This window comes from Streptomyces sp. NBC_00083, from assembly GCF_026343295.1.
Taxonomy (GTDB): Bacteria; Actinomycetota; Actinomycetes; order Streptomycetales; family Streptomycetaceae; genus Streptomyces.
Map to the genome: position 1 here is coordinate 2923063 of NZ_JAPELY010000001.1, position 19312 is coordinate 2942374.

A 19312-nucleotide genomic window follows, 5' to 3' on the forward strand; every position below is an offset into this window, starting at 1 on the left:
GACCGGGCCGCGCCGCACTGCCTAGGTGGCCTGGCTCGAATCGTCGGTCAGGGCGGCTGCGGTCGAGGTGAGGTGCTGGGCCAGGACCGCGGCTGCGGTGTCGGCGTCGCGGTGCAGTACCGCCTCCTCCAGCCTGCGGTGTTCCGTGGCGCCATCCCGTCCGGGGTTGCGGTGTGCTGACCAACGGCGGGCCAGCTCGCTCTGGGTCCACAGCCGGTCGAAGGTCTCCAGCAGTGCGCGGTTGCCACATCCCTCCAGCAATGTGCGGTGGAAGGCTCTGTGGGCCTCGGCCCAAGCGTCGGTGTAGTAGTCGCCCTCGTCCGGCGTGTACGCCGGGGTGCGCACCAGACGGTGGTGGGCGGCCCGTACGCGGGCCTCCCAGTCGACGTCGCCACGCTCGATGGCCATGCGCAGTACGACCGGTTCGAGGGTCCGACGGGCCTCGGCGATTTCCTGCCAGCGGTGGTCGGAGAAGGACGGGACGGCGAAGCCGCGGTTGGGCAGCCGGTCGGCGAGCCCCTCGCCGACCACCCGCACGAGCGCCTCGCGCACCACGGCCAGGCTCACACCCTGCGCCTTGGCCAGATCCTGCGGTTTGAGAGGGGAGCCAGGGGGGTGGTCCCCCCGCATGATCGCGTCCCGCAGATGTGCGTAGACCTGCTCGGAAAGCATCTGCTTCCCCGGCGGGGTCGAGGGGTGTGCCGTCTGGGTCATGAGCCCATCCTAGACGATCTCTTGGATAATCGATTATTCGTGTTACGGTCGATTTATTAGCGGACGAGGACTCGCCTCGCCCGGAAAGGAACGACCGCTGTGCCTGCCAACGACCCCTTCGCCCGCCTCCCCCGGGCGGCTCCGTTCACCGTCACCAGCACCACCGTCGCCGACGGCGCCGCGTGGCCGCCCGAGCAGCACTCCTGCGGCCTGCCCGGCGGGAACGACACATCCCCACAGCTGTCCTGGAGCGGCGCCCCGGCCGGCACCAAGAGCTATGCCGTCACCGTCTACGACCCCGACGCCCCCACCGGGTCCGGGTTCTGGCACTGGGCGGTCGCCGACATCCCCGCCACCGTCACCGACCTGCCCGAGGGCGCCGGCGACGACACCGGCTCACAGATACCTGGCGGCGCCTACCAGCTGCCCAACGACGCCCGCACGGCCCGCTACATCGGCGCCGCCCCGCCGGCCGGACACGGCCCGCACCGCTACTTCGTCGTCGTGCACGCGCTCGACATCCCCTCGACAGGCGTCCCCGCCGACGCCACACCGGCCATCCTCGGCTTCACGATGGCCGGTCACACCCTTGGGCGCGCGGTGCTGACCGCCACCTCGGAAACACCCGCCTGACAGCGCCCCCCCGACTCCCGGAGACCCCACCGCCATGCACCTCGATGCCCTTCCCCGGTCCACCCGCACCGGCGACGGCCCGATGGATCTGAACGCCGTCCGCGACGTCAGCCGCGCCATCAGCGCCGCTCACCTGTTCATCTATCTCGTCCCCGAGACCGCCCAGGAGGCGGCCGAACTCGGCGTGACCGACAGCGGGCCGGCGTATCTGGCCTTCCGGTCGGCCGCGCTCGGCGCCGTTCCCTGGCAGGTCACGCTCGCCGCCTTCTACAACTTCAGCCCACGGGCCGTACGGGCCATGGCAGGCGTATGGGAGGCCGCGCCGCCGGAGCGGTGGCAGGCCGCCCGCCTCCGGGCCGCCGGCCGGGCGATGCGACGCGTCAACGTATCTCTCACGGACGGCCACCTCGCCGAGGCCCGCTCGCTGATCGACACGGTCATCACCGGCGCCGACTACGCGGGCAAGGTGCTGGCCGCCGCGAACGCCTCGATCGAGCTTCCCTGCGATCCCCTCGCCGCACTCTGGCAGCAGATCACCGTGGCCCGCGAGTGGCGTGGCGACGCCCATCTCCTCGTACTCGCCGACAACGGCCTCGGGCCGTGCGACTGCCTCGTGCTGCACGCCGCGACCGGCCACCTCCCGACAGTTCTGGCACGAACCACCCGCCGATGGGACGACGATGAGTGGAGCGCGGCGACGGCACGCCTCGTCGCACGCGGATGGCTCAACTCCCACGGCGTACTCACCCACGCCGGCAGTGCGTCGCGCGAGCGCATCGAAGAGGAGACAGACGCGCACTGCGCCGCCCTATGGGCACCGATCGGCAACGCGGGCGCCCGCCGCTTCGCCTCGCTCATCGCGCCGATCGCCGACTCATTCACCGCAGCAGGGACGTTCCAGGCCGTCCGCGGACAGTCCGATCGCGCATACGGAGCTGCCGCAACAGGCACGCGGTGAGGCGCCGCTCTCTCTGGCAGCGGGGTTCCTGAACCTCGCACGAAAGCCGAGGCGAGGACGGCGGGACCCGCCGCAGGAACGCGGGGGCAGGGCAGTGGCCCGGGACAGGTCATCTCCACCGATGAAGAGGTGGGGGTGGGCAAGGCGGAACTCACTCCGGCTCGGAGAGAGCCAGTCGAAGGAGAGCTACGAGCGCGCCCGGTCCCATCGCGACGGCCGCGAAGAATGCAGGTTCCCATTGCCGTGAGAGGAAGGAACCTGAGCTGACGTGGTCCTCCATGCTGCTTTGGGTGACGACCCCGTCGTAAGAAACGTCCGGTGCTGCCCACTCGTGCGCGTGCTGCATTCCGTAGACGGCCGCGCCCGCCACCACCAGGACGGAGACGCACAACACCACCACGACCCACACCCGTCGGGCGGGCGCTGCCCGCAGGGGTATGAGAGCCGCGAGAACCCAGACGATCACCAAAAGCAACACGGCTGAGACAGTCACCGGATCTCCAACTCGTCGTCCTGCAGGACGACTTGAAGGTCGCACACAACGCGGCGACTGTCACTGCTCCCTTCGAGGGCAAGGCGCTGCGGGCAGGCCGAGGGCGATGGCAAGGCTCATCGTGTCCGTCAGGTCGCCCTCTGGTCTCTGATCGCTGAAGCTGCCCACCTGGTCTCGCTGCCGCGACGGCGGCGGATTACCTCTCTGCCTGGAACACAAAAAACTGTTCTGGCCGGAGTAGACATTCAGGTGGGGTGTGGTTATGGTTTCTCTCGTAGCCAGAGAGGTCGAAGGGCCCGGCAGAGACGAACTGCCGGGCAGCAGTACGAGTAGTTGCAGTGCGCAGGACGGTGCGGTGGCGGAGTTTCGAAGCCAGAGCGGTTGCATGACGGCGACGGGGCTGGCGGCCGGACCGGGTGGCCCGCAGTGTTCAGGGGCCGCCGTGAGCAGTACCCGCAAGTGCAGTTGCGGTACCCAGCAGTGAAGCGAGTGGTACCTCGGTGAAGGCGTCGGCTGCGGGCGCGCGCACCGGGAAGTTCGGCAGTGGGGTTCCAAGCCAGAGCAGATGCAGGACGGGCAACGGGGCTGGCTGTCGAAGGGTGGCGCTCACACAGGCCATCGGCGGTACGCATCACCAGCAGTACCAGCAGTACCAGCAGTTCGCGGTATCAGCAGTACGCAGTTCCCCTTAGTAAGGCAGTTCACCAGAGGGAAGAATCGGAGGAGCCAGGCGCCATCAGGATCGCCCGGACGCCCTCAGTGGTCCGGGTACCGCAGGACATCGATAGTGAGGTGGTCTCCGGTCGAGCAACCGCGATCCCCGCACCCCCGACAGTATCTCGGTCGGGCAGGCGGAAACAGAAGGCCGGTGCAGTACCAGGGCCGGCAGATGGTGTAGCAGTTCCTTCGGGGCCCAGGGCGCGCGCAAGCGCCCTGGGCCCCTCCATGCGTTCCGCAGAGAGGTCGCGCCTACCGGGGGGCATGGGGCATCACGATCGCGGAAGGCGACCGTCACACTCGCCTATCGTTTCGCGGACGCAGCGAGGCGAAGCACCTCGCTGAATCCTCAGGGCCGCAGGGTGACTTGTCCCTATACAAGGGGACGGAGCAGTGCTTGCTTCAGCTGTGGCCGCGGACGTCATAGCAGTACGTGCCGCGTCCCAGGGCCGACAGATCATGGTCCTTGGCCTGGCCTCACGACGAAGAGAGCCGCCGGACCGATGGTTGTTCGGGCCCGTCGCCAGCGCAGTCAGACAGCAGTGCAGTATGTGTGCACGGGGTGGTTCGGCGGGGCACCCGGCTTCTCTTATTGGAGGCCGAGCGACGTCAGCGCTGTCGTCCAGTCCGTTGCGATGGCGTTCTGTGCTGCTGCGAGTTGGACCTTGCCGGAGCAGACGGCAATGTGGAGCTTGGACTGGACTCTGTCCTTCGGGTTGTTGGGTCCAGCTCCCGCCTTGTGGCCCGGTGACGGCAACGAGCTCGGCGAGGCCGCCGACGAGAGGCAGCTGACCAAGACCATCGCCCGCTACGGCCGCGTCGATCTTTTGTGCATCGACGAGCTGGGCTACATGGAACTCGACCGCGGCGGTGCCGAACTCCTCTTCCAGGTTCTGACCGAGCGGGAGCAAAAGGAACAGCGTGGCGATCGCCTCGAACGAAGCGTTCTCCGGCTGGACCAAGACCTCCACCGACCCTCGCCTCTGCGCGGCCATCGTCGACCGTCTTACCTTCGGGCGCAACATCATCGAGACCGACACCGACTCCTACCGCCTGGCCACCACCCGCGCCCGCGCCGAACAACAAGCCACGGCCAGCTGACTTCCCGCAGGGCTCAGAGCGCGATCGGCCGGTACTTCAGAGCCTCGTCGACAATCTGCTCCGCGGACGCGCCCCCAAGGTCGTCCGAGGGGTGGAACACCAGGTCGCTCACCCGGGGGTGCGACACGTTCGCCTCCAGGAGCCGCAAGTAGTAGTCGCTCTCCGAGTCGGCCAGCAGGAGTCTGCGAACGATCTCAACGAGCTCGTCCCGGGTGATGTCCGCAACCACGGGGCGAGCCGGCCGGGCCGCCTCCCGCGCGAACTCCTCCAGGCTCCTGCTTCCGTCGTACTCAGCGAAGTCGAGGGCGTCGTAGTCATGACCGGTCATCGCGTTGAAGGCTGTGATTGCCTCGCCCGCTGCCTCTCGGCGGGATTCCAGCAGGTCAGCGATCCGGTCTACCTCGGCGCACAGCTCGTCCAGCCGCTGCCGGCTCACGGGCGGGGGCAACAACTCCGGTCTCAGGTCCACAGCCGCATTATGTCCGTGCGTGCCGACACGCCCGAGCCAAGCCCTCTGGGCGCTGCGGGCCCGTGACCGACACGGCCGGCCGCACGCTACGAGCCGACGGAGAACCAGTACCCGGCCTCTACGGCGTCGGCAACTGCGTCGCCCAACCCTCCGAGGAAGCGCATCCAACGCCACAGCACGGAGTCTCGGCCGGATGCGCGGTGGCCGAGGCGAGGAGTCCGGCTGGTCGCATGACGTCCCTGTCTCCGTGCTCGGAAGCAGGTGGCCGCTGAAGGGCAGAATGTGGCGACTTCCTCGACATCGCCGAACGCCTCGGTGGGCCGTTGGCTAGGGGCGGCAGGGGCCGGGTTTTGGCAGGCTCGTCTGAATCTCTCCACATGAGGCGTAGCGGTAGTCGGCCCAGGTCCATTCCGTGTCGGGGCTCGCAGCGGCGCTGGCGGACAAGCTCGACACGCTTCGGCCCAGAGCTTGGCGTTGAACGGCGGTCAGCCGGTCGTCACGGACGGGCGCGGTGGCCCAGCGCCGCCGCCGAGCTTCGGTCCCCAGTGTTACGGCGCAGCTGACGGCGGCTTCCGGGGCCAGCGCGGTCAGCTCACGAGCGCTTCCGGCGCTGTGGTCGGCCGAGGCCCTGGCGAGGAGGAGAGCTGCTTCAGCCGCCTGACCGTCTCCAACAACTCGACGCTCTCATAGAACCGTTCGCCCTGGTTTGCCTTGATGGCGGACTGCGTGTCGGTTGCCAGACGCTGCGCGGAAGCGGCGTGGGCATCGGGCGCGGGTGGGTCGGTGGCGCGCAGGAGAACATCGAGCGCGTGGCTGTGCTGGGTGTACTGGTCAGCCAGGTGCAATTGCCGCTCGACGGGCGTGGGTCGTGGCTCCACGTCGAAGAGCAGGGTTTCGTCGGACGGCTCGGTCATGGATGACGCCCCGAGGTCGTGCAGGGGTGAATGGAGCTTGTCTTCCGTCGGGTTGGGGTCGCCCGGCGGTCTCGGGGTGCTCAGGCGGCAGGGCCGAAGTCGCCCTGCTTCGGGGCGGTCTTGGCGATGGCGCGGGCGGGGCCCTCATGTGGAGGTGTTCTTCGGATGCATGTACTACGCGGCCATGCGGCCCGCGGAGGTTATTCACCTCCCGCTTGTGAGACCTGGTGATAGATGAGGCCCTCGTCGGCAGGCGTCGGCGAGGGCCTCTGCATTCGGTCCGGCCGACCCTGAAAGGCCACCGGATGACTGGCATTGAGAGCGCGTGCCAGGTCGGGTGTCTGCGAGGGCGCGCGGTTGCGCGCTGGTCCGGCTCTCGGGTTGCGCGGGGAGGCCGCGGATCCCGGACCTGTCCTCCCGCTGGCAGACCGCCAGCCTGGCCGGCCGAGACCACACCGGAGGGGTGTTATCGGTGGCGGTCTCACCGGACGGCACCTGGCTCGCCACCGCAAGCCACGACCGGACAGTGCGGATCTGGGATCCGGCATCCAAGCAGGCCCTCACCACGATGCGAACCGAAGGCACCCTACGCGCCTGCGGCTGGACGTCTGACGGGACCGGCCTTGTCGTGGGCGGTGAACTGGGCATCTATGTCTAGGAATTCCGTTTCGGCGCTCCCGACGTGTAGCCCCGGTGGCCGCCTACCCCACGTTCTCGGGCGCACATGTCCTGCGCGGACAGCAGCACCATCTGGGCGCCCCGCCAAGTCCGCCAAGTCACCACTGATCCACTGCCGACGGATGATCCGCAGCAGCCTCTGGCCCCCATCGTGGTCGATCTCCCACACCCCACCCGTTCTGATTCCAGTCCTGAGTCGCCAAGCCTGGGGCGCCGGCCTGCGGTGGGACACCCTGTTTGGGCGTCCCACCGCAGGAGATTTCAGCGTCAGCACGCGGGGGCAGACGGCATCTGTTCATACCCCGACATCAGCGTTGTGGTGGCCGTCAACTGCTGCCCTGACTGCTGCGTATCAACCCTCGGAGGACGGGGGCTTGGTCTTGTTGCACGAGAGTTGTTCGTCGATCTCCTTTCCGGTCATTGGCTTGTTTCGCATGCTCCAGTACTGGCCGGGTTTGAGATCGGGGCTGGCGGCCTGCCGAGTGTCAAGGATGCTGCCGACGCCGTCGCTCTCACCGGAGTAGTCCACCGAGATGTCGATTGCCGGGAGGAGGGCCGAGGGCCGTTGTGCGGGTGAAGCGCTGGCGTAGCCGACGTTGCTCCACAGGCGGACGACACCGGGCTCGGAGCCCTGCTGGGGGGCGTTGCCCCACCACAGTTGCTTTTCTCCGCCCTTCCCATCACTGGGCTTCCAGACTTCAACGCGGGAGATGCGTGCCCCCGGGCAGAGGGGGACCTTGATCTCGATGTGCGAGTCGGTGATCCTCATTCCCAAGGTCACGGCTTTGTCCGCAGTGGGGTGTTCCGGTACGAGCCCGCAGGCGGACGTCACGAGGGCGCAGAGGACCGCGCCGATGGGTGCCCGACGGCCGGTCCGGCGCCTGCTGGACATGCTTCCTGCCTTCAGCACGAGTAGCCCCCTGTGCCCAGTCCTGCGGCCCGTTCCCAGCGGTTGTGGCAGGGATTTATGCCCGCGCGGAAGTACCGGAAGACGAGGCCGAGTCCATATTGCATCCACTGGCGGCGGTGCACACTTTCGTGCCGGATTCGAGCCCGTGTGAGGTATGCGGGGTTGTTTAAGGTGAAGTAGGTGGTGCCGATCGTGGTGCCGCCGCGGGCGTGGAGAAGATAGCCGCCTGTGCATACACGCATGCCATAGCGATATCCGCAGGTGTAGCCGAAGAAGCGGTGGCCTACTCCGGCCAGTCCCCAGCCCAGTGCGCGCGCCGACCAGGCCCGTACTCGCTTGGATCGCCAGAATTTCCACGACAACTGGCCCGTGAGGTCGAACTGGTTGACCGGATCCGCAGGGTAACCGTAGGCGTTGGCGTTCCCGCCGTAGACGGGGTCCAGGGAGAGAAACCGGCCGGTGTCCGGGTGGGGACTGCTCAACCTGTCGGGCGGCGTCGTCACTGCGGGGAAGGAGTGGACGGACGACGGCGCGGTGCATGAAATCCACTCGCTCAAGTGTCGGGCGGCCACGGACACCCGGCATGTGCCCATCCCGCCGCAGTTCGTGCGCGTCCTTCTGGCTCACGTCGAACGGTTCGGTGTGGCCCTGGACGGCCGACTGTTCCGGAACCAGGCGGGCGAATACGTGGACGCAGCCGCCTATGGCATGACGTGGGGGCGTGCGCGGAAGTTCGTTCTGACCCGTACGGAGCTGGCGTCCGGACTGGCCAAGCGGCCCTACGACCTCCGGCACGCAGGGATCTCGTTCTGGCTGTACTCCGGCGTGGACCCGGCCGAGTGTGCGCGCCGCGCGGGCCAGAGCATCGAGGTCCTTTTCCGCTTCTACGTCAAGTTCTTGGACGGTATCCGAGAGCAGGCCGATCGCCTCATCGAACAGTCGATGGAGGAGTGGGACCGTGTCAATCAGGGCCCGCCACCCGCCGGCTGAACCCGGGTCTTGGTCCGTGACTGGTCCGGAAGTCCTGGTCAGAGGTGGGGTGGCTGCGGGAGGAACTGGGAGTTACGGAATAATCCGGACCCGCTCTGATTGAGTCGAGTCGAGTCGAGTGGAAGACGCCCGCCCGTCAACAGCCCAGGGCAGGCGCCCTCCGCCCGTGCCTCTAGAAGAACCCCAGCTTCTTCGGTGAGTACGACACCAGCAGGTTCTTCGTCTGCTGGTAGTGGTCCAGCATCATCTTGTGGTTCTCCCGGCCGATCCCCGACTGCTTGTACCCGCCGAAGGCGGCCGCCGCCGGGTAGGCGTGGTAGCAGTTGGTCCAGACTCGGCCGGCCTGGATGGCGCGGCCCGCGCGGTACGCGGTGTTCATGTCGCGGGTCCAGACGCCCGCGCCGAGGCCGTACAGCGTGTCGTTGGCCGTGGCGATCGCGTCGGCGAGGTCGGTGAACGAGGTCACCGCCACCACGGGGCCGAAGATCTCCTCCTGGAAGATCCGCATGCGGTTGTCACCCTCGAAGATGGTCGGCTGGACGTAGTAGCCGCCCTCCAACTCGCCGTCGTGGTGGATCTGTTGGCCACCCGTCAGGATCTTCGCCCCCTCCTGCTGGCCGATGTCCAGGTAGGAGAGGATCTTCTGGAGCTGGTCGTTGGAGGCCTGGGCTCCGATCATGGTGTCGGTGTCCAGGGGGTGGCCGGGGACGATCCGTTCCGTGCGGGCGATCGCCGCCTCCAGGAACTCGCCGTAGTGGCCGCGCTGGATCAGGGCGCGCGAGGGGCACGTACAGACCTCGCCCTGGTTCAGGGCGAACATGGTGAACCCTTCGAGCGCCTTGTCGCGGAAGTCGTCGTCCTGCGCCCACACGTCGTCGAAGAAGATGTTGGGGGACTTGCCGCCCAGTTCGAGGGTGACCGGCTTGATGTTCTCGGAGGCGTACTGCATGATCAACCGCCCCGTCGTCGTCTCGCCCGTGAACGCGATCTTCGCGACGCGCGGGCTCGACGCCAGCGGCTTGCCGGCCTCGACGCCGAAGCCGTTGACCACGTTCAGCACGCCCGGGGGCAGCAGGTCCCCGACGATGCTGAGCCAGACGTGGATCGACGCGGGGGTCTGCTCGGCGGGCTTCAGGACCACCGCGTTGCCGGCGGCCAGTGCCGGGGCCAGCTTCCACACCGCCATCAGGATGGGGAAGTTCCACGGGATGATCTGGCCGACCACGCCGAGCGGCTCGTGGAAGTGGTACGCGATGGTGTCGTCGTCGAGCTCGCTCAGCGAGCCCTCCTGCGCGCGCAGCGCCCCCGCGAAGTACCGGAAGTGGTCGATGGCCAGCGGAATGTCGGCGGCCAGCGTCTCGCGGACGGGCTTGCCGTTCTCCCAGCTCTCCGCGACCGCAAGCTCCTCCAGATGGGCCTCCATCCGGTCCGCGATCTTCAGCAGGATGTTCGCGCGGGACTCCGCCGAGGTGCGCCCCCAGGCGGGCGCCGCCTCGTGGGCCGCGTCCAGGGCCAGCTCGATGTCCTCGGCCGTGCCGCGCGCGATCTCGGTGAAGGGACGGCCGTTCACGGGGCTCGGGTTCTCGAAGTACTGGCCGCGCCGCGGCGGCACGTACGCGCCGCCGATCCAGTGGTCGTAGCGGGACTGGAACGAGACGAGCGCACCCTCGCTGCCGGGCGCTGCGTAACGAGTCATCTCCGTGGCCTCCCTCTGCCGCGCCGCCCGCCCTTGGGCGGCGCATGGAGCGCACGCTAGGCCCGGGGAGGTTGCAACCCCGTTGCGAGACCCTGCTCGGCCGCCAGCTCCGTCAACCGGGCCCGCACCGAGGCCTGTTGGCACCGGGGGAGCGCCTCCGCGAGCGCCCGCCACACCGGCAGGTCGTCCTCGCCCCACGGGCTGTACGCCCAGTCGGACAGGAGCCCCGGGTCGGCGCGGGCGATGAGTGCGGCCCGTAGCTGATCGGCGAGGCGCCGGCGCAGGCGGGCTACCGCCGGTGCCTGTGAGCCCGGCAGGAGCGGACCGCCGTAGACGTTCATCGCGGCGGCGACCGCGCCGGAGCCGAGCCGCCGGGCCACCGTGTCGAAGTCCGCGTCCACGGGTGCGGTCAGCCGGTAGGGGCGGGATGCCAGGAGGTCCGGTCCCAACAGGCCGCGCAGGCGCGACAGTTCGGCCCGCAGCGTCACCGGCCTGACCGTCTCGTCCTCGTACAGGGCCATGAGCATCCCGTCGGTGGTCAGCCCCTCGGGGTGGCAGGCCAGCAGGACCGCGATCTCGCTGTGGCGGCGGCTGAGGCGCACCGTGCGGCCGTCGGCGTCGAACAGCGCCTCGTCCCGCCCGAGGGCGCACAGGCGGATCGTGGAGCGGGCGGGGCGCGGTGCGAGCAGCGCCAGTTCGGCCTCGGCTGCCCGCGCGACGGCCTGGACGAAGCCCAGGCTGTGCGGGTGGGCGAGGCTGTCGCCCCCGGTGAGGTCGACCGCGCCGAGCAGCCGTCCCGTGCGCGGATCGTGGACGGGGGCCGCGGCGCAGGTCCACGCCTGTACCGGACGGCGGAAGTGCTCTGCCGAGAACACCTGCACCGGGCGGTCCTCGGCCAGCGCGGTGCCGGGCGCGTTGGTCCCCACGGCGGACTCGGCCCAACGGGCGCCCGGTACGAAGTTCATGCGTGCGGCCGCCGCACGGGTCCGTGCGTGGCCCTCCACCCACAGCAGCCGTCCCTGCGCGTCGCAGACGGCCACGACGTGCTCGCCGTCCCCGGCGTACGCGCCGGTCAACTCCCTTACCACGGGCATGACGCGGGCCAGCGGATGGCCGTCGCGATAGGCGGCGACGTCGTCCTCGCCGAGCTCCACGCGGGCCGCGCCGTCCGGGCTGACCCGGGCCCGCGCCGAGCGCTGCCACGACGCGGCCACCAGCGGGCGCACCGGCCGCGCCATCCGCCCGTTCGCGGTGAACTGCTCATGCGCCGAGCGGAGTTGAGGGATTCTTTCCGAAGGGTCGGCCCCGGCGTCGAGGGCCACCCAGGACTCGTCCCGCCTGTCCGTCACCGCGGCCTCCCCGCACATCGAATGGGCCGCCCCCATCGTCGTCCCCGCCCCACCGTCCGGCAAGGCGCGGGGGGCGGGCATCGTGGGCGGCGGGCACAACCGCGTTCGTCTCAGGCGAAGTTGACCAGTCGGATGTACCGGACCCAGTCCCATTCGGGGCCGGGATCGGTGTGGTCGGTGCCCGGCACCTGATAGTGGCCCAGGATGTGTTCACGGTCCTTGGGGATGCCGTACCGGTCGCAGATCGACGCGGTCAGCGCCGCCGACTGCTCGTACATCGCGTCGGTGAAGTAGGCGGGCCGGTCGACCCAGCCCTCGTGCTCGATGCCGATGCTGCGGGTGTTGTAGTCCCAGTTCCCCGCGTGCCAGGCGATGTCGTGCTCCCTGACCATCTGCGCGATGTATCCGTCGGCCGAGCGCGTCACATAGTGGGCGGACACCTTCTTCGCCGGGTTCTGGAAGATGCCGATCGTGTTGGACCAGGTCTCCTGGGTGACATGGAGGATGACGGAGTCGATCGCGTACGCCGAAGGCCTCGACGACGCGGTGCGGTTGGACGGGGACGCCGGCATCCAGTGGGCCCGCGGATAGTCGGTGGTGCCGTCCGCGGCGGCCTCCGTCGCCGGGAACAGCAGACCGGCGGCGACCGACCCGGCCGCGCCCTGCAGGAGTCTTCTTCGATTCATCGGGGCACCTCTGAGGTGGGAGAGCGATGCACTAGGAGAGGAGGGAGGCGAGTTGCGCGGAACGCTCCCTCAGATGACGGTGGAGACCCCGGTGCGGCTCGCCCCCGCCGGGCAGCCACTCCTTGCGGATCTTGGCGACACAGGTGTAGTTGGTGTCGCAGACATTGGCAAGCGGAGCCTCACCCGCCTGGCTCACGAACTGGTACGCGTCGAGGGCCGACAGGCCGTAGTCCCGCTCCAGCCAGCGCACCAGGTCCAACTGCGAGATGCGGAAGGCGTCTTCGAGAGGGCGCGCCGAACCCGTCGACATGATGTGGGTGTCCGACTCGATGCGCGGCCACGGCGTCGCGACGCCCTTGAGCAGCTCGACCACGACCACCGTGTTCATGGCGCACTCGACGGCCACCCCGCACGTCTCGCCCTCGCCCTGGCGGGCGTGCCCGTCACCCAGGCTGAACAGGGCGCCCGCCACGTTGACCCCCAGATAGCAGGTCACACCCGCGCGCATCTCCGGCGTGTCCATGTTCCCGCCGTGTGCGTCGGGCACGAGCGCGGAACGCACCTCCAGATTGGCCGGAGCCACCCCGACCGTGCCGTGCATCGGGTCCATCGGCAGTTCGACCTCGATGTCGCTCTCGCGGGCCCGGAACAGACAGGTGCCGCGCGCCCGGTCCAGCTCCCACATCCACACCGTCTCCGGCAGCGGCGGCTGGAGCGTGGCCGTGGTGTGCGTCGAGGTGAGGGCGCCGAACAGGGGGACGGTCGTCGACGCCGCCCAGTCCCGGGCGGGCCTCACGGACACGAAGTGCACGGCGAGCGTGTCGCCCGGCTCGGCGCCCTCCACGTAGAAGGGGCCCGTCTGCGGATTGAGGAAGGGGAACTCGCAGACGCGTGAGACGAGGTCGTTCTCCGAGCGCACCCGGCCGGCGAAACAGTCCTCGGTGTAGAGGTCGAGGACGGTTCCGGGGGTCACCCGGGCGATGGGCGGCGCGCCGCCGAACGTCCAGGCGTACTCGTTCTCCTTGGGCCGCACCGTCAGGATCCGCGGGTCGTCGCTCATCCTTGTACCGCTCCTGTCTCCTCGTGGTCTTCGTGGTCCTCGTCGGCTTCGACGAGGTGAACGCGGCCGGTCTGCGCCAGCCGCTCGGGATGCCGGCGCGCGAGCACCACCAGCACGACGGCCCCGGCCGCCATCCAGACCCCGACGACCGGCCCCGCGTACGACACCGGCGGCGCCAGCTCGGCGACGAAGGAGAACGCGGGGATGCCCGCCGCGGTGAGCAGCGCCGGGACGAACGCGGCGATGCCGAGCACCGGGAACACCAGGTGCCGCAGAGGGCTGAACAGGTCGCGGCGGCGCCGCAAAAAGTATCCGGCGCAGGCGAGGTCCACCACGATGTACACGCCGATGATCACGGTGACGATGACGGTGGCGAGCAGCGTGAACGCCGTCACCGGGCCGTAGCCGAGACCGAGTCCCAGGATCGCGGCCACCACCACCGCGAACTGCACGGCGACGCCGGTCACGGGCGAACGGCGCCGGGGGTGGAGGCGGGCGAAGGAACGCGGGAAGACGCCGATCCGGCCGAGCGCGAACGCCGTGCGGGTCGAGACGGTGGCACAGGCATTGGCGTTGGCGACGGTCGAGTTGACCACGGCGAGGAACAGGACCACCCAGAAGAGCCCGAACGACGCACGCGCCACCCCCTCCCACGAGGCGCCACCGGACGCCCCGAACCCGGCGAACCGGTCAGGGCCGTAGTAGACCGCCATCGCGTACGTCGTCAGGACGTACACCACCCCGATGGCCAGGGCCGCCCCGAACACCGCGCGGCGCACCGTGCGGCGCGGGTTGCGGGCCTCCTCGGCGAGCGGCGCCGCCGCCTCGAATCCGGCGAAGGCCAGCACCGTGTACACCGAGCCTGCGAATACGCCGCCGAACCCTCCGTACCCGTGCGCGGTGTGCGAAGTGCCGAACACCGTGAGGGAGTTGTCGGATCCCGCGGCCACGATCAGCATCGCCGCGAACGCCACGAACACCAGGACCTCGAAGACGCCGAGCACCGTCCCGAAGCGCGCCGAGGCCCGCACCCCGAAGAACCCGGCGACGGCGATGACCACCGCCCCGGCGAGCGACCACGGCCACCACAGGTCCGCCGGGCAGGCGGCCCACTGTTCGTGCAGGGTGCCCGCGGTGGTGAACCCCAGCTGCAGCAGGAGCAGGGGCGGCACCAGCGCCTCCACGAAGACGTAGCCCCAGCCCACCAGGAACCCCGCGGCGGGGTGAAGGCCCTGGGCGCTGTAGGTGGCGACCGAGCCGGCGGCGGGCAGCTCCTGCGCGAGTTCCGCCACGCACGCCGCGGTGAACAGGCACGCGACGAGCGCCACCAGGACCGACAGGGGCAGGCTGCCGCCCGCGAAGGCGGCACCCGCCGGGATCGACGCGGCCACCGCGGCGGCGGGTGCCATCGCGGTGACACTCTGGAAGAGGACCTCGCGCAGGCCGACCGCGTCGCGTGCGAGGCCGACATCCGTACGCGTACGCGATGACCCCGGCACGGTCGGCTCCCTCGGTCGGTCAACGGGCAGGCCCTTCACGGGAGTTACCGTACGGTCCGAGGCGTGCGGGGTGGAAGGGGACAAACGGCCTGCCCGGTTCAGGCGCCGGTGCCGCCCTCGTCCGGGCCTGCCACGGTGGCGAGGGCCGCCGCCGGGTCCTGGTCGGCCGGGCCCGCGGGGGTCCAGCGGCCGCGCTCCTTGCGGTAGGGCCACCAGCGGCCGTCGGGGCCAAACCGCAGCTGGGCGTCCCGGCCGGTCACCGTCCAGCGGTTGGCGCCGGCAGAGCGCAGGGCGGGGCGCTCGGCATCGGCCCAGGCGCGGTCGAGGTCCGACAGGGCCCGAGCCAGTTCCTCCCGTCCCGGAACCCACTCCTCCTCCAGGGCGCGCAGCGAGGCGACCCCGCCGAACCGCCAGGCGCGTACGGCCGCCGACAGGTCGGCGGGGCGGCGGCCCGAAGCGGCCGCGAGCCGCGCGGAGAGACGGCTGTCAGGGCATCCGGCCGCCAGCCGGACCAGATCCTGATCGTCCGTCAACTCCCCTTCGACAGGCCTGGTTTCATGACCCGGCGTGAGTGCGTCCGCGAGCAGACGGTGGGCCCGTCGCGCGGTGTCGGCGGCCAGGAACTCCAGGGCCGCCGGATCCACTCCGGGCTCCGGCGCGGTCTCGGTGTCCAGGTGCGCGGGGCCGCCCGGCTCCGGCGGCAGACCGGGCGGGTCGGGCAGCGGCGGAACGATGTCGCGGGCCGCGAACGCCTCGTCGGCCGGGACTCCGTGCGCCGTCGCGGCCCCGTCGGCGGCCGGAGCGGCGCCACTGCGTTCCTGGAGGGCGTCGAGCAGCGCCCGTTCGGTGCGGCCCCGCAGCAGGAGCAGGACGAACGGGTCCTGGTCCAGGAGACGGGCCACCTGATAGCAGAGCGCCGCGGTGTGCGGGCAGTGGTCCCACGCCTCGCACCCGCACTCGGGGTCCAAGTCGCCTATGCGCGGCAGCAGTTCGATGCCCTCGCTCGCCGCGTCCTCCACCAGGTGCGGTGGCATCTCGCGGTCGAGGAGGGCCGCGATGTGTCCGGCGCGCTCCGCGGCCATGGCGAGGAAGCGGTCCCACTCGTCCGCGTCCAGCTCCTGGAGCAGTACGTCGCCGCGGTGGTGCGATCCGTCCGGGTCCCGCACGACGGCGGTGATCCGGCCGGGACGTACGGTCACCGCGCCGACCGCGCCCGCTCGGGCCAGGCGGCGCCCCCGCTTGAGCTGCTGCCGGTCGAGCGCCGTGTCCTCCAGCGCCTTGAGCCATGCCTGGCCCCACCAACTGGTCGCAAAGGCACGGCCGTTCACGGGTGGCAGGGGTTCGAAGGTGCGCTCGTTCCGGGCGGCGTGCCCGTACGTGTCGTGCTCGTACGGGTCGGCCTTGTGTGTGTCGCTCATCGCCCGCTCCCTCGCAGCGCCACCAGATCGGTCAGTTCGGCATCGGACAGTTCGGTCAGCGCCGACTCGCCCGCGCCCAGCACCGCGTCCGCCAACTCCCGCTTGCGGACGAGCATGTCGGCGATGCGGTCCTCGATCGTGCCCTCCGCGATGAGCCGGTGCACCTGCACGGGCTGGGTCTGTCCGATGCGGTAGGCGCGGTCCGTGGCCTGTGCCTCCACGGCCGGGTTCCACCAACGGTCGTAGTGGATGACGTGACCGGCGCGCGTGAGGTTGAGCCCCGTGCCCGCCGCCTTCAACGACAGCAGGAACACCGGGACTTCACCGTCCTGGAAGGAGCGCACCATGTCCTCGCGCCGTTCCACCGGAGTGCCGCCGTGCAGGAACTGGGTCGGCACGCCGCGTGCCGCGAGGTGCTCCTCGATGAGCCGCGCCATGCGGACGTACTGCGTGAAGACCAGCACCGCGCCGTCCTCGGCGAGGATGGTGTCCACAAGCTCGTCGAGCAGCTCCAGTTTGCCCGAACGGCCGGTGATCGTCGGAGTCTCCTCCTTGAGGAACTGCGCGGGGTGGTTGCAGATCTGTTTGAGCGCGGTGAGGAGCTTGACCACCAGGCCGCGCCGCTCGAATCCGTTCGCTCCCGAGATCTCGGCGAGCGTCTCGCGCACCACCGCCTCGTACAGGCCCGTCTGCTCCTTGGTGAGGGAGACGGCGTGGTCGGTCTCGGTCTTCGGCGGCAGCTCGGGGGCGATGCCGGGATCGGACTTGCGGCGGCGCAGCAGGAAGGGCCGCACCAGGCGCGAGAGCCGCTCGGCGGCCGCCGGGTCCTGGCCGCTCTCGGCGGCGGACGCGTACGTGGCGCGGAACGTGCCGAGCCGGCCGAGCAGGCCGGGCGTGGTCCAGTCGAGGATCGCCCACAGCTCGGAGAGGTTGTTCTCGACCGGGGTGCCGCTGAGCGCCACGCGGGCGCGGGCCCCGATGGTGCGGAGCTGCTTGGCGGTCGCGGAGTACGGGTTCTTGATGTGCTGCGCCTCGTCGGTCACCACCATGCCCCAGGACGCCGCTGCCAGTCTGGCGGCGTCCAGGCGCATCGTGCCGTACGTGGTGAGCACGAACTCGCCGTCGGCCAGGGACTCCAGGGAGCGCGCGGTCGCGTGGAAGCGCCGGACGGGGGTGCCGGGCGCGAACCGCTCGATCTCCCGCTGCCAGTTGCCCATCAGGGAGGTGGGACACACGACGAGGGTCGGCCCGGCCGTCGCCGGGTCGCTCTGCCGGTGCAGATGCAGGGCGATGAGCGTGATGGTCTTGCCGAGTCCCATGTCGTCGGCGAGGCAGCCGCCCAGCCCCAGCGACGTCATGTCGGCGAGCCAGTTGAGGCCGCGCAGCTGGTAGTCGCGCAACTGGGCGGTGAGCGTGGCCGGTTGGGCGACCGGGTGGTCACGGGCGGCCTCGGGGTCGGCGAGCCGGTCGCGCAGCCGGGCGAGCCAGCCCGTCGCTTCGACGTCGACCCGCCGCCCGTCCATCTCGGTCGACCCGGTGAGGACGGCGGCCAGCGCGTCCACGGGCGTCACCTTGCGGTCCTGCGCGGTACGGACGCGCCGCACCTCCTCGGGGTCGACCAGCACCCACTGGTCGCGCAGCCGCACCACGGGGCGGCTCGCCTCGGCGAGGGCGTCCAGCTCCTGGCGGCTCAACTCGGTGTCGCCGAGCGCGAACCACCAGGTGAAGCCGAGCAGCGCGTCGGCGGAGAGCATCGAGGGCGCCGCGGACTCGACGCGCTCGGGCCCCTGTTCTCGCGGGCCGACCACGGCGCGCGCCGTGAGTTTGCGCGAGAGGCCCTTGGGCCAGTGCACCTGAACCCCGATCGCGCCGAGCGCGCGCGACGCCGGGCCGAGCAACTCGCCGGCCTCTTCGTCGGCGAGTTCGATCGCGTCGGGCACCGTGGTCGAGAGCAGCGGGGCGAGCGGCGGCCAGGTCCGGGCCGCCCGTCGCAGCGCGAGCAGCGCGTCCATGCGTGCGCGCGGTCCGAACCGGGCGGCCGCGCCGGACCCGGCCCACACCTCGGCGGCGTCCGCGACCAGCGCGGGATCGCTGACGCTGTGCATCTGGAGTACGGCACGGAACACCGGGCCGGAGCTGTCCGGGTCCGCCGAGGCGAGACCGGGGAGCTCCACGCGCAGCGAGATCCTGACGCCGGCGTCATGCCCCGCCGCCACATCGGCGGCCCAGGCCCGCTGCTCGGGCAGGCGCTGGGGGGCCTCGGCGGCGAAGGCCGGCGAACCGGTGGCGCGTGCCGCGCCCGGCGTGCGCGGCAGCCCGTCCGCGACGGCGTCGAGGAAGGCGCGCAGGAGCCGCTCGGGGTCGGGCAGGAGCACCGGCTCCGACGGGGCCGGCAGCGGAGCGGCATGGGCTTCGGGAGGCATCGCGGCGGCGAGTTCACGCACCTTGTCCAGGTCCTCGGCGCCGAGCGGCCCGACCCGCCAGGCGTCGTGGTCGGTCGCGGTCAGGCCGGGCAACAACAGCCCGCGCGCGGCCAGTTGGAGAGCGAGGAGCGCGGCGGAGCCCCAGAAGGCGGTCGCGCGGGACGCCTGCGCGAGAGCACGGGCCCGGGTGAGCAGCGGCAGTGCGTCGCGGACGGGCAGGAGCAGGGCGGACACGGTGTGCGGCGTGGCGTCCGCACCGACGACGGTGAGTTGTCCGACGGTGCCGGGGGCGGCCGGGAGGGGGTCGCCATCGGCCTGCCAGAAGGCGATGCGGCCGGTGCGGGAGGGGTCGTCGGGCAGGAAGGTGACGCTGCAGCGGGAGAGTTCGGCGAGCTGGGACGGCGTTGGAGCGGGGAGCCTTTGCACAGCGAAAACGCATTCCTCAAATTTGACTACGTTGGCCGAGGTCGCCGAGGGTACAGCAAAGGCCGGGGATGGGGGATCGGTTCGCCGGTGACCTGCGTCACGTGATGCGGGGTGGTGCTGTCAGCACCACCGGCGGGCTCTGGGTAGCCCCCCGAGCGGAGCCGGGGGGTGGCTCCAT

The 19312-nt window shown here is 70.5% G+C and carries 17 protein-coding genes and 1 pseudogene; 6 read left to right on the forward strand and 12 right to left on the reverse strand.

Annotated elements, in window-relative coordinates; genetic code table 11:
• Nucleotides 1-21 precede the first annotated feature (21 nt).
• A complete protein-coding gene (locus OOJ98_RS12965) occupies nucleotides 22-714 on the reverse strand; it encodes a GntR family transcriptional regulator (RefSeq protein WP_267054803.1) in 693 nt (230 codons plus the stop codon).
• A 99-nt stretch (nucleotides 715-813) separates the two neighbouring features.
• Here OOJ98_RS12965 and OOJ98_RS12970 point away from each other — a divergent pair, with 99 nt between their 5' ends.
• Complete coding sequence (locus tag OOJ98_RS12970; RefSeq protein ID WP_267054804.1) at nucleotides 814-1347, forward strand: YbhB/YbcL family Raf kinase inhibitor-like protein; 534 nt, start codon at nucleotides 814-816, stop codon at nucleotides 1345-1347.
• 34 nt (nucleotides 1348-1381) lie between these two features.
• The gene (locus tag OOJ98_RS12975) at nucleotides 1382-2305 is read left to right on the forward strand and encodes a hypothetical protein (protein ID WP_267054805.1); all 924 of its coding nucleotides are present in this window, start codon (nucleotides 1382-1384) and stop codon (nucleotides 2303-2305) included.
• A 151-nt stretch (nucleotides 2306-2456) separates the two neighbouring features.
• Here OOJ98_RS12975 and OOJ98_RS12980 read toward each other — a convergent pair whose 3' ends face one another.
• Nucleotides 2457-2798: a hypothetical protein gene (locus tag OOJ98_RS12980; RefSeq protein ID WP_267054806.1), complete on the reverse strand. Its 342-nt coding sequence runs from the start codon at nucleotides 2796-2798 to the stop codon at nucleotides 2457-2459.
• Nucleotides 2799-4270: 1472 nt separating this feature from the next.
• Here OOJ98_RS12980 and OOJ98_RS12985 point away from each other — a divergent pair.
• Nucleotides 4271-4616: pseudogene (locus tag OOJ98_RS12985) on the forward strand (ATP-binding protein); the annotation flags it as partial.
• Between the two features lie 13 nt (nucleotides 4617-4629).
• On the opposite strand, the gene OOJ98_RS12990 reads toward OOJ98_RS12985, so the two are convergent.
• Entirely contained in the window at nucleotides 4630-5085 is a 456-nt protein-coding gene (locus OOJ98_RS12990; RefSeq protein ID WP_267054807.1) for a hypothetical protein, read from the reverse strand.
• Here OOJ98_RS12990 and OOJ98_RS34895 point away from each other — a divergent pair.
• The gene (locus tag OOJ98_RS34895) at nucleotides 4989-5357 is read left to right on the forward strand and encodes an FAD-binding protein (protein ID WP_353963738.1); all 369 of its coding nucleotides are present in this window, start codon (nucleotides 4989-4991) and stop codon (nucleotides 5355-5357) included. The genes OOJ98_RS12990 and OOJ98_RS34895 overlap by 97 nt on opposite strands.
• A gap of 315 nt (nucleotides 5358-5672) precedes the next feature.
• On the opposite strand, the gene OOJ98_RS12995 is transcribed toward OOJ98_RS34895, so the two are convergent.
• Complete coding sequence (locus tag OOJ98_RS12995) at nucleotides 5673-5999, reverse strand: hypothetical protein (protein WP_267054808.1); 327 nt, start codon at nucleotides 5997-5999, stop codon at nucleotides 5673-5675.
• A 337-nt stretch (nucleotides 6000-6336) separates the two neighbouring features.
• On the opposite strand from OOJ98_RS12995, the gene OOJ98_RS13000 reads away from it, so the two are divergent.
• The gene (locus OOJ98_RS13000; RefSeq protein ID WP_267054809.1) at nucleotides 6337-6657 is read left to right on the forward strand and encodes a WD40 repeat domain-containing protein; all 321 of its coding nucleotides are present in this window, start codon (nucleotides 6337-6339) and stop codon (nucleotides 6655-6657) included.
• 372 nt (nucleotides 6658-7029) lie between these two features.
• Here OOJ98_RS13000 and OOJ98_RS13005 read toward each other — a convergent pair whose 3' ends face one another.
• On the reverse strand, nucleotides 7030-7569 hold the full coding sequence (locus OOJ98_RS13005; protein WP_267054810.1) for a hypothetical protein: 540 nt from the start codon (nucleotides 7567-7569) through the stop codon (nucleotides 7030-7032).
• Between the two features lie 477 nt (nucleotides 7570-8046).
• On the opposite strand from OOJ98_RS13005, the gene OOJ98_RS13010 reads away from it, so the two are divergent.
• Nucleotides 8047-8577 carry an integrase gene (locus OOJ98_RS13010; protein WP_267054811.1) on the forward strand — a complete coding sequence of 177 codons (531 nt, stop codon included), beginning with the start codon at nucleotides 8047-8049 and terminating at the stop codon, nucleotides 8575-8577.
• A gap of 172 nt (nucleotides 8578-8749) precedes the next feature.
• Here the strand turns inward: OOJ98_RS13010 and adh are convergent, their stop codons facing one another.
• The 7 genes from adh to OOJ98_RS13045 all read right to left on the reverse strand — a co-directional run bounded on the left by adh (nucleotide 8750) and on the right by OOJ98_RS13045 (nucleotide 19134).
• The gene (gene adh / locus OOJ98_RS13015) at nucleotides 8750-10273 is read right to left on the reverse strand and encodes an aldehyde dehydrogenase (protein WP_267054812.1); all 1524 of its coding nucleotides are present in this window, start codon (nucleotides 10271-10273) and stop codon (nucleotides 8750-8752) included.
• A 56-nt stretch (nucleotides 10274-10329) separates the two neighbouring features.
• On the reverse strand, nucleotides 10330-11640 hold the full coding sequence (locus tag OOJ98_RS13020; RefSeq protein ID WP_267055625.1) for a GAF domain-containing protein: 1311 nt from the start codon (nucleotides 11638-11640) through the stop codon (nucleotides 10330-10332).
• Between the two features lie 92 nt (nucleotides 11641-11732).
• Complete coding sequence (locus OOJ98_RS13025) at nucleotides 11733-12308, reverse strand: N-acetylmuramoyl-L-alanine amidase (RefSeq protein WP_267054813.1); 576 nt, start codon at nucleotides 12306-12308, stop codon at nucleotides 11733-11735.
• Between the two features lie 31 nt (nucleotides 12309-12339).
• Nucleotides 12340-13368 carry an acetamidase/formamidase family protein gene (locus OOJ98_RS13030; protein WP_267054814.1) on the reverse strand — a complete coding sequence of 343 codons (1029 nt, stop codon included), beginning with the start codon at nucleotides 13366-13368 and terminating at the stop codon, nucleotides 12340-12342.
• A complete protein-coding gene (locus tag OOJ98_RS13035) occupies nucleotides 13365-14867 on the reverse strand; it encodes an APC family permease (RefSeq protein WP_267054815.1) in 1503 nt (500 codons plus the stop codon). The genes OOJ98_RS13030 and OOJ98_RS13035 overlap by 4 nt, the downstream gene beginning before the upstream one ends.
• Before the next feature lie 98 nt (nucleotides 14868-14965).
• Nucleotides 14966-16285, reverse strand: a complete 1320-nt coding sequence (locus tag OOJ98_RS13040) for an SWF or SNF family helicase (RefSeq protein ID WP_267054816.1) — start codon at nucleotides 16283-16285, stop codon at nucleotides 14966-14968.
• Complete coding sequence (locus OOJ98_RS13045) at nucleotides 16282-19134, reverse strand: DEAD/DEAH box helicase (protein WP_267054817.1); 2853 nt, start codon at nucleotides 19132-19134, stop codon at nucleotides 16282-16284. Before OOJ98_RS13045 ends, OOJ98_RS13040 begins: the two co-directional genes overlap by 4 nt.
• Nucleotides 19135-19312 lie beyond the last annotated feature (178 nt).